Here is a 16,276-nt window from a genome sequence, read left to right on the forward strand (position 1 = left end):
TTACACAAATATATTATTTGATAAATATCAAGCCTGTATCTATTTTTTATAATACTCCACTATGGCCTGCACCAATCCTTCTATGGTAAATTCCTTAGCAACAATATGGGGCCATAGTCCCTGTTTTATGCACTCATCGGCAGTGATTGGACCAATGCAGGCAACAGTTGCAGTGGTGCTTCCTGCTAACTCCACAAAATTACGTACCGTTGATGAACTTGTAAACGTAATGATGTCAGCATTCTTTAACTCCTGTAACATTGCAGGTGTTACTTCAGGCTTTACTGCATCATAGATATGCACTCTTTCCACCTGTGCTCCTGCATGTTGCAGTCCTTCAGTCAATGCAGCCCGTGCTTTTACCGAACAGGGAACAAGAATTTTTTTGGCAGCAATATCCACACCATTAAACGCATCCACCAAACTTTCTGCAACATATTCCTGTGGTACCAGATCAGCAACTACTGCATACGCACGCAAAGCATCACGTGTAGCAGGACCAATAGCCGCCACCTTACACCGCAGTGACCGCGCATCAAGCCCTAACGTAAACATTTCCTCAAAGAAAATGCTCACCGCATTCTGTGATGTAAATACAACCCAGTCATACTCATGTAACCTGTTCAAAGCATCATGGAGTGGCGATAGTTCCGGTAATTTTTCTATTGCTATGGTAGGAAATTCCACAACATCAGCACCCAATTCATATAACCGTTTGGAAAGAACGCTTGCTTGCTCGCGCGTGCGTGTTACCACCACTTTTTTGCCAAACAGTGGCAAGGTGTCATACCAGCGTAATGTATTTCGCAAGCTCACTACCCTGCCTATACATATAATAGCTGGTGGTGTTAACCCTGCCTGTTCAACTTCTGTGGCGATAGTTTCCAGTGTGCCGGTTGCTACCTTTTGTTTTGGCAAGGTTCCCCAGGTAACCACTGCTATGGGAGTTTGCGCCGGGAAATTTTTTTCCTGTATCAGTCGCTTGCAGATGACATCTAAGTTTTTCATTCCCATAAGAAATGTGTATGTTTTTTGCGGGCTATAATCGGGCAATGTAATGTCTTCAGTGCCATCAGCTCTCCGGTGTCCGGTGATTACTTCAAAGCTTGCTGCATAATCACGGTGAGTGATGGGGATACCGGCATACGCCAATGCCGAGTAAAAGGACGATATACCGGGAACTATCGCATACGCTATACCTGCTGCCACTAATTCTTCAGCTTCCTCACCACCCCTGCCAAAGATAAATGGGTCCCCCCCCTTAAGGCGCACCACCACCTTGCCTTCACGGGCTTTCTTTACAATAAGCGCATTTATTTCTTCCTGCGACAGTGTGTGCTGACTTCCCTGCTTGCCCACATAGATAAGCTCCGCACGGGTGTGTTGCAACAATACTGGATTTGCCAGATAGTCGTATATAATGCAATCAGCTTTTTCAATGCACTCTTTTCCCGTAACCGAAATAAGTCCTGGATCACCAGGACCTGCTCCTACTAAATATACAAATCCATTCTGTTTCATAGTAGTTTTTCTGCTCCCTGATCAATCATAAAGCGTGCTAACCTGTCCCCTGCCCGTGTTGGGTCAGTATCTTCAACAGTATGGCGAAAATATCGTGTTCCGTCAACGGAAAGAATTACGCCGGTGAGTATAATAGTTTCATCAACGCAATGTGCAAACGCTCCCAATGGCACGTGGCATCCTGCACCAAATGCTTTTAAAAACTGTCGCTCGGCCTGAACTGATTTTGCTGTTGCTGCATCGTGAAGATGTTTTACCGCTTCAATTGCCGTTTTGTCATCACTGCGCACCTGTATGGCAAGCGCTCCCTGACCTGGTGAAGGCAAAAAGTAACTGAATGGCAGCGCCATACTGTAAAAGCCCAAAAGATCAATACCCAACCGTTTTAATCCCGCTTTAGCCAGTATGATGGCATCAAACTTGCCTTCACGTAAGCGACGGATACGTGTGGGCACATTACCTCTCAGTGGCATGGCTTCCGTTGATGACAGTACTCGTTTGAGTTGCGCCACCCTTCGCAGTGAGCTTGTCCCAACTTTTGCATTTTCTTTTAGCGGAAACCAGTGGTTTGCTCTGTACGCTTCAGGTCGTATAATGATAACATCTGAAGGGTCCTCACGTTTTGTGACTGCTGCAATGGCAAGCCCCGGTGTGTCATCGGTTGGCAGGTCCTTCATGGAATGCACAGCCATGTCGATAGTTCCTGATAACAGGGCCTCTTCCAGTTCCTTGGTAAAAAAACCTTTGCCTTCAATTTTATCAAAGGACACATTTTGTATACGATCACCTTTTGTTTTTATGGTGACTATCGCATGCTCCTCTTTTAACTGGCTGGCAACAAAATTGGCCTGCCACAGTGCCAGTGCACTACCCCGTGTTCCTATTTTTATCATAGTTATATGGTATACCACATTATACAATAATTTTTAACTAACAATGGATGCATGTGTTTGTAGTATGATGAATAGTGAGTGGGCTATGTCAAATAAAAATTATCGCTTAATAGCCATTTCCATAAAGGGACAAGTGTTATGGTTTTATCTTTAAATGTATCACTTCCTTCAGTATCCTGGGTAATAATTAATAGATTATCACAATGCAAATCATGAGAAGCAGCATATAAAGACTTGAATTCCCTATCATGGGTTTGAATATTTGTAATATCATAACATACCTGTATTAATTGCTGAATATCTTTGCCCTTTTTTATCACAAAATCAACTTCATGGTTGTTATAATCTTTCCAGTAATATATTTCCATCTTTGATTCGTAATAACTCTTTCTTCTTTTTAATTCTATTGCTACTGCATTCTCAAGGATTGCACCTTTGTTTTCACTCACATCCACGCCAACAATTTGTTTCATACCTGTATCAATACTATAAACTTTTTTAGGCGCCAGTATTCTTTCTTTTAGTTTATATGAAAATCGTTCAACTACAAAAATAAGAAATGAATACTCAAGAAATGAGACCCAATTTCGGATTGTACTAATATCTTTTATCCCAAAAATATTTTTTAGTTTGTTGTAGCTAAACTCAAATGATGAATTGGAAATAAGATATCTCACTATATCTCTGAATAACATATTTTTTCTAATGGAATATCGTTTTATTATGTCTTTTTCAATAATATCTGAATATATCTTTAAAAGCATTTCCCTTCCAAGCTGATACGTTTCAGGGAACCCCCCTTCTTTTAAATATTCCTCAACATGCTTTTTTAAAATCCCAACTTTCTGCGTAGAGTACATATTATCACTTGGTACTGAAAATCCGTGATAGTGTAGAAACTCTTGTAAATTAAAAGGCATCAAGACAAAATCAATATAACGCCCTGTAAGGTGAGTGGCCAATTCTCCTGATAATAAATTTGAATTTGAGCCAGTAATGATTACTTTTTTTGTTCTCCTGAGTCTATTGACAAAAAGTTCCCATCCTTTAATATTCTGCAATTCATCTAAAACAATACACTCACATTCACCATATAACTCATAAAACACTTCAAGCAGTAAATCAAAGTCATCCGTAGTAAAATGCAAAAGTCTTTCATCATCAAAATTTATATATGCAAAAAGTTCATTAAACCCAGCTATCTGCCAGCTTAATACCGATTTACCACAGCGCCTGATACCTGTAATAACTAATATATTAGGATACTTTAAATATGACTGCAATTGGGGTAAATTAACTGCTCTTTGTATGATGTTCCCTTTTTTAAATTTTTCCAGAATTTCTTCTTTCTGTGATACGATAATACGTTTTAAAATCTCAGGTTTCATTTTATTATAACCATAAAGATTAGGTTAATCTTTATGGTTATTTAAATGTATTTTAGTATTAATGTCAATTATTTTATATCTATATTTCTATCCCCTCAAAAACCCTGTTTCCATCAATTATTAGACCTTCAAGCACACTGCTTTTAAATGTTTCACCTTTTCGATAGTGTAATGGCTTTTCAAAGGTACCATCAGATCCAAGTCTGAATACATTAAGATAATACGCCTCGGGATTTACAATCCAGTATTCCCTTACACCGTGGCGCTCATAAAGTTTCAATTTTTCGGTTTCATCTTTATATGCGGTGGATTCTGAAAGCACTTCCACCACAAGATCCGGAGCACCAATTATTCCGCGCTTTTCAATCTTTTTTTTGTTGCATACCACCACTATGTCGGGCTGCACCACGGTAAAAATGTTTTCATCAGAAGTGCTACTGCTTTCAGGCAGGATTACATCAACAGGAGCTACAAACACTTTACAATCCTTCCCTTCCAGATAATCTGCAATAATGCGTCCAATGTTTAATACTATGCTCTGATGAGTTACATTTGGCGCAGGTGTCATATCGTAGGCTACTCCATCAATGAGTTCCCAGCGCTCTTCAGGCGGCCAGGTGAGGTAATCGGCATAGGTAAACCGCGTGTCGTGTTTTTGTTTGGGTAATGGCATTTCTGCTTCCTTAGTATGGAATCACTTTAAAGTTAACTCATTATCATTATTCTGTCAATCATAATGTTAAGGATATTTTTGTTGAAATACTTATGCTCAGGCACCTTATTGATATTGAAACCGTTTATAAAGAAAATTTATGAAGATTTATACCACCTACTTTTGGTAATTGCCATTTTCGACATTGTTTTCATATCAATATTAAAGGAAGATAAATTTAATTTTCTTTTAGTTTTTCAATCACGCCAGAAATTTCCAATAAGGCATTTGAAATTTTTTGCTGAATTTCTAATGGAGGCAATGGAATTTTTAGCGCTTCAAGATTATCTATTGAAATACCACCATTGCCATCAAAAATTTTGAAAAACAATCCTTTTCGATACCACCAATGAAGCACATGTACCACATAAAACGGATCGGCAATTGATCCATCAATTGCAATCCCTGCACACGAACTATCGACCAGGCCTCCTTCAGAAAAAACGGGTATAATGGCACTTGCCCCTGCGTATTCACCATCAAGTACAAATACAATATCACCTCCAAAAACTAACTGGTTTTGCGCCTCACACTCATCAATTCCAATTGTAGCACAGAGTAAAGGCGCAAATTTTAATGTCTTTATACATTCGGGAGAAATCATTGCAACAGGTTTTGCTCCTGAGCCAATGATGTTTTTCCCTCTAAAGATTGGCCGTTTTACAATTGAGGAAAGCGCTTTGTGTTCAAACGCTCCTTTGGCAAAAAACGCATCCATCATATCTATCTTACAGGAATACAGAGCTTCAATTACGCTGCTAAAAATGTCTTCCATATTGTCTTTTCCTTTTTTATGATTGACATCACTTTCATATTTCACTATTTTTCTGTCAAAAAGATTTGTATGAGGAACAAACGATAATGAAAAAAATTATTTCAACACCAAATGCCCCTCAGGCAATTGGACCATATTCACAGGCAGTAAGGGCTGGTGATTTTTTGTTCATCTCGGGTCAGCTTGGTCTGGTGCCCCAAACCGGTGCGTTAGAAGAAGGGATTGAAGCACAAACCAAGCGCGCCATGGAAAACATTGGTGCAATCCTTAAAGAAGCAGGTGGCGGCTTTGAAAATGTGGTAAAGACCACCATTCTCCTTGCGGATATAAGCGATTTTCCAAAAGTAAACGAAATATACTCACAATATTTTTCAAATGATTTCCCCGCACGAGCAACCTTTGCCGTAGCTGCACTTCCTAAGGAAGCGCTCATAGAAATAGAAGCTATTGCCTATTTTGGGAAATAGATACACCTGCATGTTTGATTAATTTTGCTTTTTGAAATTCCTTTTTTATGTGGTGAGATAATTTGGGTGATACGAAGCAATCCTGTGACTCACTCCCTGTCATTGCGAACGAAGTGAAGCAATACTGTCCTTTAAAAAAGAAAAAAAGATTGCTTCGGTACCCGTGACAGTTTTTCGCAATTACGGGAAAAAGTGATCGTAATGACGTATTTCCCCACGCCACCTACCTCGCGCTACTATACTCACTGTAGGTAAGTGCGAACACCATATCGGTCAGCCAGCGCCTGAATGAATCGTTATCGCTGAACTGCTTGAATAGCTCCGTATCGTCTTTGAGCAGCGCAGTCATTACACGTGCAAGAGCTTTATCGTGCTCGATACGGGCATTCTGCCTGTCGGAATACTGACACGCTTTCTGATAAGCGGTGTCGTCGGCCACTCGCTGAGGAATTTCTTGGGTGATTAGTTTGCGTACCCGGTCGGCGTCGGTCCAGGGGATGTTACCAAATAGGTCATTGAAGCTTTTGATGATGTTTGAGAGCCGATCCATCTCCGGCTCGGACTTGTGACCACTGCCCGTCGGAATTGGCTCAATTTCGGCATCGGCATCGGTAAGCACTATGCGCATAGTCGCTCGTTTCTCGACTCGATAGCTATCCATGTCGATTGCGTCGAGGATCCCCTTAGAGAGGTCTTCCTCTTTGGGTGCCGGCAACTTGGGAACGAGGAAATTGAGAAAAATGGAGAGCTTTTCCCAGCCAGCATTGGTGTAAGCAAGTATTGTCGACAAGAAGTTGTATGTCCGCAGAAAAGCTTTGGCTTTACTTTTGAAGTCAACCTGAGCATCTTCGTCGAGCTCATCGAGGTAATGTGCCACACCTGCATCGAGGATCGGATCAAGCTGGTCGCGGTCGGCCCCGCTCAGGTAGAGTCGCACCAGTTCATCAACTTGCTCAGGCGAATACACCTGGTGTCGATCCAAATCGGATTTGAGGTCGTGCAGCTTGTTCGGGTCGGTTTCATCGGCGAGGATGGTGGTGCGGTAGTACGGCTCGAACGCCTTCTGGATCGTCTCCGGGTCATTGACGAAATCGAGCACGAAGGTGTCGTGCTTCTGCGGGTGAGCGCGGTTGAGTCGCGAGAGAGTCTGCACCGCTTTGACCCCGGAGAGCACCTTGTCCACATACATTGTGTGCAGGAGCGGTTCGTCGTAACCGGTCTGAAACTTGTCGGCACAGATCAAGAAGCGGTATGGGTCTTCACGGATTTTTTCGGCAATCAGGCTGGAAGAAAAGCCGTTGAGGCTTGCTTCGGTGACTTTCACGCCGTTGTACTCGTACTCGCCGGAAAACGCTACAATAGCTTTATAGGGGCTTTTGCGCTCTGCAAGGTAGTCCTGAAAGGCGTGAAAGTACTGGATCGCGCGCTCAATGCTGCCTGTAACCACCATGGCCCGCGCCTTGCCGCCGATCTTGCTTTTCGCGATTACCTGCTCATGAAAGTGGTCCACCATAATCTCAGCCTTCAGGCGAATGGCGTACTCATGACCTTCGACAAAGCGGCGTAGTTTCTTCTGTGCTTTCTTGACGTCGAATTCCGGATCATCTTCGATAGTCTTAATGAGCTTATAGTAGCTATTAACCGGTGTGTAGTTGGCAAGCACATCCAGGATAAATCCTTCCTGAATGGCCTGTTTCATGGTGTAACTGTGAAACGGCTGGTGCTTAACCGTGCCGTCTGGTTGCGGGTATGGGCGCTGTGCGTGAAGGGGCTTCCCGAACGCGTGTGCTTGTAGCGCGACCGCTTGCTACCCCCTCCCTGCTGCACGTAGAGACTGCTCAAGCGGTTCCGGTGCATCGCCAGCCATTTGGCTTTGAGCAAAAGTTCCCAGGCATTGAGCGTAAGGATGGTGAACGACTCGGCGCGATAGCGAAAATCGGGCTTGTTATAGACGTCAATCGCCGCGACCATGGCGGCGATGCTGCGATCGAGGAGTTCTCTACTGCGGGCTTTCATGTTTTAGCCACTTCTTCCCGGCCTCGGTAATTTCCCAAATGCCGTGGGGAGAGTCGCTTTTCATCAAGCCTTCCCGCACAAGGGTATTGCGGCACCACTGGGCCGTGTTGCGCCAACGAATGGATTTGGGATCCGATGGCAATGGCTCATGATCGTATCTCGTCAGCTTGGAACGCATTTTTGTTCCGACAAGGTCGAGAACCTCGCTCAGGGAGGCTTTGCCGCCGAGCTCTACAAGGGCTTCCAGGATGGGACGGCGAAAAGCGTCCTCTGGGGTTCGAAGTCCTCGCGGCAAACGGCTTTTAACCGTGCGAACAGTATTTTTTAGGCGCTGTGGTTTTTTGCTCAGGAGAGATGCCCACTCTTTTTGAAGCGCCTTAACCTTCTCGCGGAAGTCTGCCAGTCAAGTTGCTTCCTCTATGGCGTGCCGAGCTCTATCGTAATCGCCCTCCTTTAAGGCTTGTGCGCCATCGTCGTTGAGCTGGTTGGCGACAAGCTCGATTTCTTCCAGGAGAATCTCGAAAGCCGTGTTGACTTCGTTGCTTTCCATTGTTTCACCCCCTTGTTGATTTTATCTTGTTCTGCTTGAGGCGGCTCTTGCGGGCGTAGGCTGGATATTGTTCATAAACCACCTCCAGCAGGGCGTTGTGATCGAGGTCGCCGTAGGTCTCGATGATTTGCGCCGCGTCTTGCTGGAGTTCTTCAGGGAGGACGGCAAGAGCTTCTTGGGCTTTGGCGGGGTCAATCACTGTGATTCTTGTTTTGTCCTCTTCGGTGTCGTGGTCTACCCGCACGAGGCCCTCTTGTTGGAGTGCCTCCAGGTCGGCATAGAGCTCTTTGGCAAAGGGTCCGTAGTGATACGGGACGAAGTGGAAGAATCGCCTGCGGCTCGCGCTGCCCTCCATCTGAAGGAGGAAGGTGTACTTCATGAGTGCGGTCACCAGCACCTCAGCCGACGCCCGCCCCGATCGCCTTGTCTTTTCCACGAGCAACGCCAAGAGAAGTAACCTCGACAGACGCTCCTGCAAGGCTTGCTGAACAGCAATCCACTCCGCGTTTTCTGCTTCCCATTCGGCAGTCAGCTCGCCGGTGAAGGCGCGGGAAAGAAGTGATTGAAAAGTTGCTTCGGCGTCTTCCATGGCACCACTCAACAGCATTCGTTGCTCGGCATATTGTTGCACAACGTGCGCAAAGTATTTCTGAGCGGTTGGATGCGGGGACATAAAGCGCAATTCACGGACAAATTTGAAATGTCGTTCATATCCACGATCAGGCAACTGGGCTAATCGCAGATGCCAATAGATGTATTCGGGCTCGTATCCTCCAATAACGCGAAGGACCTTTGTACCGTCAGCACCCAGTACGAAGGGAAAATCTACAAACTTAAATCGGCGTGTATGATCCCCAAAAATGATGACGGGCAGCGCTCCTTGATAGAGCAAGGTAGTGTCATCAACATAGCCGCCAATAAGGCGCTCTCCTTGGTCAATAATCGGACATGACCCGGATGTATTGTTTTTGTATTCATGCTGCTGCGCCTTGTTGCATTCTCTCGTGATATCGAGCAGACAATCTTCGAACTGAATAGTCAGCCACCCCTTTGGATTTGTCGATGGGTCGCCGAACATTTCCAGAAAGAGCGCGGGCAGTATTTTGTCTGACAGCTCCAGCGCCTCTTTGCGCTTGCGGCGGATCTCGTCGGCCTTCGTGAGTATATGGACAATCCGCTCCTGGACGGGAAGCGGGGGAAGGGGCACAACGATGTTTTCAAGCCTAGCTTTGCCGATTGCCCTGAACGTGCTGCCTTCTCCCTGCTCACTGAGCCAAGGCTCAACGTGCTTGAACCAGAAGTATAGATACAGAGTCAGTACGCTCCTAGTGCCGCTAATTGCCACAAGGCCACGGCCAATACAGCACCGGTGGCTTGCTAGGTTCGTAGGCCCTACGGGCGCCCGAACCGAAAGCAGGATATCACCTGATTCCGCAGTCTGCTTGGGCGCAGAGCACCACACACGCGGTTTAGGCGATACGTCACCAAAGTCGGCTTTTCCTTGATAAAACGGAAGCCCGCATCCTTCTTTGTTGTACGTTACGCTGGGGGGTGACTGTCCCATAACAATTGTTGCAACTTTTCGGTCTCCCACCTTGCCCCACCGCCAGCCACTAGGAAGTTGACCATGGTCTGGTTTCATCGTCCCTCCCATCCGATTACGTTTTTCGCCTGGTCAAGGAACGCCCGCGTCTCGGCGGTTTTGAGGTATCTGGCCACGTCGACCTCGCGATACCGTCCAGCGACTTCCTGCACGATGTCCATCCTCATCGTTCTCCACAAGGCGGATTGTATTGCTGTCGGATTTCCTGCTCGATTGCGGACCGTCCAGCTTGCTGTAGGTTCGGCCTGTAGAGAACTGCCACATACAGTGTTCCCCTCCTATTGTGCTGCCAGCAGCCCTTGCGGTCATGAGTCTCAACGCGCGTTTTCACCTGGGACGATTCGCCTACGTCAATGATGCAGTATTTCCCATCTGCGCGGAGATCCAAGATCGCGTACACGCCTGAGCGGTCTTGTAGGCGCCCCGTTTCCCCTATCGGATAGGGTCCGTCAAACGTCCAGTTGGCAATGTTGATGCTCATAGTTCACCTCCGTTTGAGTTTGCTTCTGATGCCTCAACAAAGTTACTTCCCGACACCATCGCCAGGAGATGGCGCAGGTCTTCGGTGATTTCCTCCTCCAGCTCCAGCAGGCGATTGATAAGCACTTCTGGCTTTTCGTGCTCGACGGCTTCCGCCTGATGTGGGCAGTAACGACCGGCGGTAAGGTTGTAGTCGGTGGCGCGAATCTGGTCTATGGTGGCCCACCAGGATCTTTCGCTTTCAAATTTCATCAGGTCGTCGGCTTTGAGGATAGCCCGCACACCGCCGTCTTTCTCATGGCGCCAGGTGTACGGGAAAAGCAAAACCATGTGCTCAAGGTCGCCATCGGTGGCAAAGTCCGGCAAGGGTCTGCGGGTGGCGCCCAGGTCGCGGCCGTCGCTATCCACACGGTAGAACCAGACCTTGGTGGTGCGCACATCGTCCTTCCCGAGCGGCTTGCGAAAGACCACGATGCTGGTCTTGGCGCCGCTATAGGGGTTGAAGACGCCGTTGGGCAGACTGATGACGGCCAGCACCTCGAACTGTTCCACGAGCTTGCGGCAGATGGCGCGGAGCATCTTTTTGGAGTCGAAAAGCAGTCCCTCCTTGAGTACGACCGCTGCCCGGCCGCCGGGGCGTAAGGCGTTCATCATGTGCTGAATGAAAAGCGCTTCGTAGAGCTTGATGTGATACTCAAACTGCGCCAGCCGCTCCTGCTTGGTGGGACCAAAGGGTGGATTGGCGAGGATCACATCGTACTTGTTTTTGTGAATGTCTTGGGCTTTGTTAGAAAGACTGTCGTCGTTCTGAAGCTGACTCGAGCCGTCTTTGTGCAAGATCATGTTCATGAGGGCAAGCTTGAAGACCAGTGGGACATGCTCCACGCCGACGAGATGCTTCTCCTTCAGGGTTCGAAGAAGCCTCTCCTTTTCCGTAGCTGGAATACTCTTGCGGTTGATTTTCCCTTTGACCCACTCGAAGGCTCGGACGATGAAGCCGCCAGTGCCGCAGGCGGGGTCGTAAATGGTTTCGCCGACTTCGGGGTCAATGATTTGCACCATGCGGTCCACGATGTGTCGGGGTGTGAAGTACTCGGCAAACTCCTTGTTCTGGCCGAACTGCTGGAGGAGGTATTCGTAGGCGCGCCCGAAAATGTCAAAGCGCTCGCCTGATTCACCTACCCCGCGCATCATGATCTCGCGCAGGTTCAACTCGTTGAGTTTTGAGACGAGGGCCCGGATGGTAGTGGTGTACCGCAACCGGAAGACGGTCCCACCAAAGAGACGGCGCACATCGAAGGTAATATCCTTCCCGTACTGGTCCACAACTTTTCGGGTAGCAAGGTCATCGAACATGCGCCGGCAGAAGTCCACACTATCCTCATAACCGTTCTGTTTGGCGTAACCGTCGGGATCACTTGCCCACTTGTGGAAGCGATATTTGTTTGGGATCGCCAGTTCTTCATCCGTGAGCGGCCGGCCCAGTGCCTCCTCCTGCTCCAGTGCCATCTCGTCCCAGAGTTTGAGAAACAGAAACAGGCTAAAGGTTTCTAATCGCTCCGTGGCGTGGAGGGCATCGTCGCGGAAGACGTTGGCGATTTCCCACAGTTCTTCGCCAAACTGATTGAAGTCTGGTGTGTTAGTCATGACTCTCCTCCTTTATTGGCGCACCAGTTTCCAAAGCTAATGCTTCTTCTGCGAGCTGCAAAAGGCGGTCAAGTCCACCGAAAAGGGACTTGATGCGCGGCAGCCCACCTGCCTGATCCAGCAGATGACTCCGGAGAATCTGCTCCGGGGTAATGTCCGCGTTGGCGCGCTTGAAATCGCAAATCATCAAAACCATTTCTCGCTGTGCGCTGTTGAGACCCTTACCTAAAGCCCATTTCTCAAACTGCCGCCGGCGTTGCAGAGTCTCGAAATCCGCCTCGCCCATAACAACGGCTATGAAGTCTTCGAGCGTCGCCTCCGGCTCTCCGTACAAGTCGCGAAGGGTAGCGAGGTCAAAGCCCATAGTCGCAAGGAACGAATGGTCAGGTGGAGTGGCTCCTTTGAAGTAGCGCCAACAGAGAAGGGTCTGTGCGAATCGTTGTTTGAGCGCCTCGCGCTCCATGCCCCCCTTGAGCTGGGCTTCAACCTGGCGGCGAAGTTCTTCCAGAACCGACGGGGAGATAGTTTCCGAAAAGACAAGATGCACCGGCACGTCGGCGATAATCATCTGCTGCTCGGTGCCGACTTTCTGGCGAGTTATAGCGCCGGATTGAGTTTCTTGGGGCTCTCCGCGCTCCTGCTGAATGAGTTGCTCCTCCTCCTGCTCGAGAGGCTCATCCACCACGCCCGGCGTGTCGTTGGTGATCACCGGTTCGAGCCTTGTGATGTCCACAAAGTCCACGAGCTTATAGAACTCCTTGCCCGTTTCCCGGCATTTGCGGGTGCCACGACCCTTCATCTGCACATAGAGCACCTTGGATTTGGTCGGTCGCGCCATGAGCAGGACCTCAACATCCGGGGCATCAATCCCAGTGTCCAGCATGCCGACGCCCACGAGAACAATCGGCCGCGGTGCCATGTTTGGATCCTTATGTGCCTGTTCGATGATCGCTTTGCGTTCATCAGGGCTAGTAATCTTTTGGAACTCTTCGATCAGGGCGCTTGCACCCGGCATCTCGTTGTGCACCGCCACGATGAACTTTTCTGCTGAAGCATCATTGGGCGGGAGATTGTTGAGCTCGTTGTACTTTTCGATAAGCGCGTAACGCAAGTTCTTAGCGTGCGCGATAGAGGCAGCAAAGACCATGGTTTTGACGGGCTGGCGCGTGCCCAGGATCTCGAAGTACTTTTCCGCAATGAGATGGTTTCTCTGCGGGACATCCACAGCTCGCCCCAGTTGCTCAGGTTCGAAGTCGAAGCCCATGTCGTGGACGCCTTCGAGGTCGACGTTAGTGTGAAACTTAAAATGAATGCACTGTGCCAGCCGCTCCCACTCGGGCACTTCTGAGTTAGTTTCTCCTTGTCGTGTGGTGTAGCGATAAATGGGTCCTGGATACTGGCCGGGGTCGGTAAAAAAGCGATCAGTATTTACGGTCTCCTTGTCAGCCGGGGTTGCGGTCAAACCCAAGAGGATCGCACCGCCACTGGCGAAGTGTTCGAGCACGGGATACCAGTCTCCGAAGTAAGACCGGTGACACTCGTCAAGGATTACAAGGCTGAAGTGGTCTTGGGGATAGGTAAGGTACTTCTTGCGCACCGCCAAGTGTTGGATCGTAGTAACCAGAACGTCCCTGTGCTTATCTTCGCTGCTTCCAGTAGCCCGCTCGATATTGAAGTTGACTCCGAGGTGCGTCTTGAATTTCTTAACGGTCTGGGCAGCCAAGGCATCACGGTCAACCAAGAACAAAGTTCGCCGAATGAGACCCACCGACCAAAGCTTGGCGATCACACCTGCCGCAGTAATGGTTTTGCCGGTACCCGTAGCCATTTGCAGATACATACGGCGGCGGCCCGCTTGGACCGAGGCAAGGACCTGGGACACGGCTATGCGCTGGTAGTCTCGCAATGTGCCATGGAGTTCCACTGCCTGAGGCCTGAAGAATTCCCCAAACTCTGCAGGGGTCGGAAACTGGCAAATACGCTCCGGCAGGGTATTGGCTTTCAGGTTTTGCCGAAGGTAAATCTGCCCGTCACTTGCAAATATCAGCGGAACGTCTTGGCCGGTATTCTTCTTATAGATGCGCGCATAGCGCTTTGCTTGTTCCAAAGCAGCCCAGAGGTCTTTGCCGGGTTTTTTGGCTTCGAGGATAGCCACCACGCGGCCCTCTTGCAGGAAGACCCGGTCGGCTTCTTCACCATCCAGATGTTCGCGCCAGCGCTTGCGGGTAGCGGTGAAATCGGTCACAACCCAGCCTCGTTCCATGAGGTGGGCTTCGATTAGCAGTTCGGCTTCGGCTTCGTTTAGTCTATTTAGCATAGATAGAAACCTCCTGCGATGATTGGAAAATATGCGGTATCTCGCCCTGGACCGCGTCACCGGTAAATAGCGAAGAGCCGTTGTGCACCTCGGCAATGCGGATACCGAGCGGGGTATCGTGCTTGATTTTGGAGAGCATGGTACCCATGGCATGATTGTCCAGGCCCGGCAACCGGACGGCACCGTCACTATTGAGAACGGGGTAAGGACTCAGGTTAAAGGACGGGTCGAGGAACTTTTCGATGAGCGTACCCAGGGCGTCGGCTTTGGCCAGGCGAGTTATTTGGTTGCGGAACTCGAAGTTGTCGATAATCTCCTGCACATTGGGAGAAAAACCATCCAGGTAGGTGCGAAAATCTGCCTCCAGTTGCTGGCGGCTAGCGCGAGCCCTGAGGTCGCGAAGCGTGAAGGGCGATGTATTGTAAAACGCCTGTCCTGCGGCCTGGCGGAGCGCTGCATCCTGATGCACAATCCCAGCTTTGTCGAGCGAGGTCTTCATGTCCAATACCGCCTTCTTGGTGGGTTCCAGAACCGCATCCAGCCGGCGGATAACGGTCATCGGGAGGATGACGTCGCGGTATTTGCCGCGAACGTAAAGATCGCGCAACACGTCGTCAGCGATGCCCCAGATAAAGTTCGTGATCCAAGTCAGTTGCCCGTTTTCCATTCTACACCTTTTTCAATAAGTCTTTACTATAAAGGTTATATCCCCATTCGCGTTTATTCGCGTTCATTGGCGGTTTTTCCTTGATCCGCTAATACACGCGAATGCACACTAATAAATTTTTTATCCATTTTTTCGCGTTTATTAGCGTTCATTAGCGGATCCTGCGCATTTAAGTTAGCGTTCATTCGCGGTTTCTGCCCTTTCAAATCTGCGTTCATTCGTGGTTATTCGCAAATACACGCGAATCCACGCCAATAGTCCAATGAGTAAAAGCCATTCGTTTCCACTCCAGTTTCGGTGCGCCGAAATTAAACAACACACCTACAGGCTTTTCGGTTGCTTTTAAATAATTTAATAGTTGCGCTTCATCAAGTGTTGTCAATTGTTTTTCAGCTTTGATTTCAACAATAATCTGATCAAAGCAGATAAAATCTGGAAAATATTTCTTTGCCAGAGTTTGACCTTTATAGTAAATCTCTACTGGGGGTTGCGATTGGAAAGGTATTCTGCGCAGCGCAAATTCAATCTCCAAAGCTGCCTGATACACAGCCTCCAAGAAGCCTGCTCCCAATTCATTGCTCACTTCCATTGCCGCCCCGACAATAGCATACACCTCGTCCTTAAAGAGTAATTCGTGTTTATTAGCGTTCATTGGCGGTTTTTCCTTTATCCACTAATGCACGCGAATGCACACTAATAAATTTTTATCCATTTTTTCGCTTTTATTCGCGTTCATTCGCGGTTTCTCCTTTTTCCACTAATGCAAGCGAATGCACGCCAATAAAATTTTTGTCTTTTAATTTGCGTTCATTTGCTTAACCAGGTCATGTATGGCATTGACAATGTGTTTGGGAGTCAACACCTCACCAAAGTTATCTACACGCTGTTTTGATTGTAAATATGCTTTCATACAAGTTAATAGTGTAACTATTGATTCCTTATATTTTTTTATTTTCAAGCATTTTCTTTGTTTTCATTAAAATTTTGGTGTATTACCCTATGAAACTCTATGCTCTGACACCATCACATTCAACTGGTAGTAAAAAATAATAAAGAATTAGCTTTTTTTATGCTTGTGTTAGTATCTCTGGTGGTGGTCCCCAGTAGAATTTAAGGCAATGGATGCCGTTTTCACGGTGAAAATCAAAGGTATATGACCTGTTTTCATAATAACTGGGCAAGTTCTCTGGATAGTTATCGGTATTTATTTCTTTTAATCGCTCTTTGAAATACAAAAAAA

Annotated in this window: 14 protein-coding genes and 2 pseudogenes; 1 reads left to right on the top strand and 15 read right to left on the bottom strand. The window is 47.7% G+C overall.

The features are described 5' to 3' along the window. Positions 1 to 39: 39 nt before the first annotated feature. The 5 genes from cobA to AB1444_06965 form a co-directional block, all read right to left on the bottom strand. A complete protein-coding gene (gene cobA / locus AB1444_06945; GenBank protein MEW6526385.1) occupies positions 40 to 1,521 on the bottom strand; it encodes a uroporphyrinogen-III C-methyltransferase in 1,482 nt (493 codons plus the stop codon). After that, a complete protein-coding gene (hemC, locus tag AB1444_06950; protein MEW6526386.1) occupies positions 1,518 to 2,414 on the bottom strand; it encodes a hydroxymethylbilane synthase in 897 nt (298 codons plus the stop codon). The genes cobA and hemC overlap by 4 nt, the downstream gene beginning before the upstream one ends. Positions 2,415 to 2,497: 83 nt before the next feature. Then, positions 2,498 to 3,802 (bottom strand): ATP-binding protein, encoded by a 1,305-nt coding sequence (locus AB1444_06955; GenBank protein MEW6526387.1) that lies wholly within the window; start codon positions 3,800 to 3,802, stop codon positions 2,498 to 2,500. A 79-nt stretch (positions 3,803 to 3,881) separates the two neighbouring features. Next, entirely contained in the window at positions 3,882 to 4,475 is a 594-nt protein-coding gene (locus tag AB1444_06960) for a Uma2 family endonuclease (protein MEW6526388.1), read from the bottom strand. A gap of 217 nt (positions 4,476 to 4,692) precedes the next feature. Continuing rightward, a complete protein-coding gene (locus AB1444_06965; GenBank protein ID MEW6526389.1) occupies positions 4,693 to 5,334 on the bottom strand; it encodes a restriction endonuclease subunit S in 642 nt (213 codons plus the stop codon). A 41-nt stretch (positions 5,335 to 5,375) separates the two neighbouring features. Between AB1444_06965 and AB1444_06970 the strand changes: the two genes are divergently transcribed. Continuing rightward, positions 5,376 to 5,756 carry a RidA family protein gene (locus AB1444_06970; GenBank protein MEW6526390.1) on the top strand — a complete coding sequence of 127 codons (381 nt, stop codon included), beginning with the start codon at positions 5,376 to 5,378 and terminating at the stop codon, positions 5,754 to 5,756. Positions 5,757 to 5,979: 223 nt separating this feature from the next. Here AB1444_06970 and AB1444_06975 read toward each other — a convergent pair. From AB1444_06975 to AB1444_07020, 10 genes and pseudogenes are all read right to left on the bottom strand, one after another. Beyond that, positions 5,980 to 7,503 (bottom strand): annotated as a pseudogene (locus AB1444_06975) (type I restriction endonuclease subunit R). Then, positions 7,452 to 7,772, bottom strand: a complete 321-nt coding sequence (locus AB1444_06980; protein MEW6526391.1) for a DUF3644 domain-containing protein — start codon at positions 7,770 to 7,772, stop codon at positions 7,452 to 7,454. Before AB1444_06980 ends, AB1444_06975 begins: the two are co-directional and overlap by 52 nt. Further along, positions 7,756 to 8,067: a winged helix-turn-helix domain-containing protein gene (locus tag AB1444_06985; GenBank protein MEW6526392.1), complete on the bottom strand. Its 312-nt coding sequence runs from the start codon at positions 8,065 to 8,067 to the stop codon at positions 7,756 to 7,758. Before AB1444_06985 ends, AB1444_06980 begins: the two co-directional genes overlap by 17 nt. Positions 8,068 to 8,175: 108 nt before the next feature. Next, positions 8,176 to 8,322 (bottom strand): hypothetical protein, encoded by a 147-nt coding sequence (locus AB1444_06990; protein ID MEW6526393.1) that lies wholly within the window; start codon positions 8,320 to 8,322, stop codon positions 8,176 to 8,178. A 4-nt stretch (positions 8,323 to 8,326) separates the two neighbouring features. Further along, the gene (locus AB1444_06995) at positions 8,327 to 9,964 is read right to left on the bottom strand and encodes a restriction endonuclease subunit S (GenBank protein ID MEW6526394.1); all 1,638 of its coding nucleotides are present in this window, start codon (positions 9,962 to 9,964) and stop codon (positions 8,327 to 8,329) included. A 438-nt stretch (positions 9,965 to 10,402) separates the two neighbouring features. Continuing rightward, complete coding sequence (locus tag AB1444_07000) at positions 10,403 to 12,052, bottom strand: N-6 DNA methylase (GenBank protein MEW6526395.1); 1,650 nt, start codon at positions 12,050 to 12,052, stop codon at positions 10,403 to 10,405. Further along, entirely contained in the window at positions 12,045 to 14,369 is a 2,325-nt protein-coding gene (locus AB1444_07005) for a DEAD/DEAH box helicase family protein (protein MEW6526396.1), read from the bottom strand. The genes AB1444_07000 and AB1444_07005 overlap by 8 nt, the downstream gene beginning before the upstream one ends. A gap of 124 nt (positions 14,370 to 14,493) precedes the next feature. Next, positions 14,494 to 15,036 (bottom strand): annotated as a pseudogene (locus AB1444_07010) (type I restriction-modification system subunit M N-terminal domain-containing protein). 214 nt (positions 15,037 to 15,250) lie between these two features. Continuing rightward, positions 15,251 to 15,688, bottom strand: a complete 438-nt coding sequence (locus AB1444_07015; GenBank protein MEW6526397.1) for a GxxExxY protein — start codon at positions 15,686 to 15,688, stop codon at positions 15,251 to 15,253. Positions 15,689 to 15,832: 144 nt separating this feature from the next. After that, complete coding sequence (locus AB1444_07020) at positions 15,833 to 15,994, bottom strand: hypothetical protein (GenBank protein ID MEW6526398.1); 162 nt, start codon at positions 15,992 to 15,994, stop codon at positions 15,833 to 15,835. Positions 15,995 to 16,276 lie beyond the last annotated feature (282 nt).

The sequence above is a fragment of the Spirochaetota bacterium genome, assembly GCA_040756435.1.
In the GTDB taxonomy this organism is placed as follows: domain Bacteria; phylum Spirochaetota; class UBA4802; order UBA4802; family UB4802; genus UBA4802.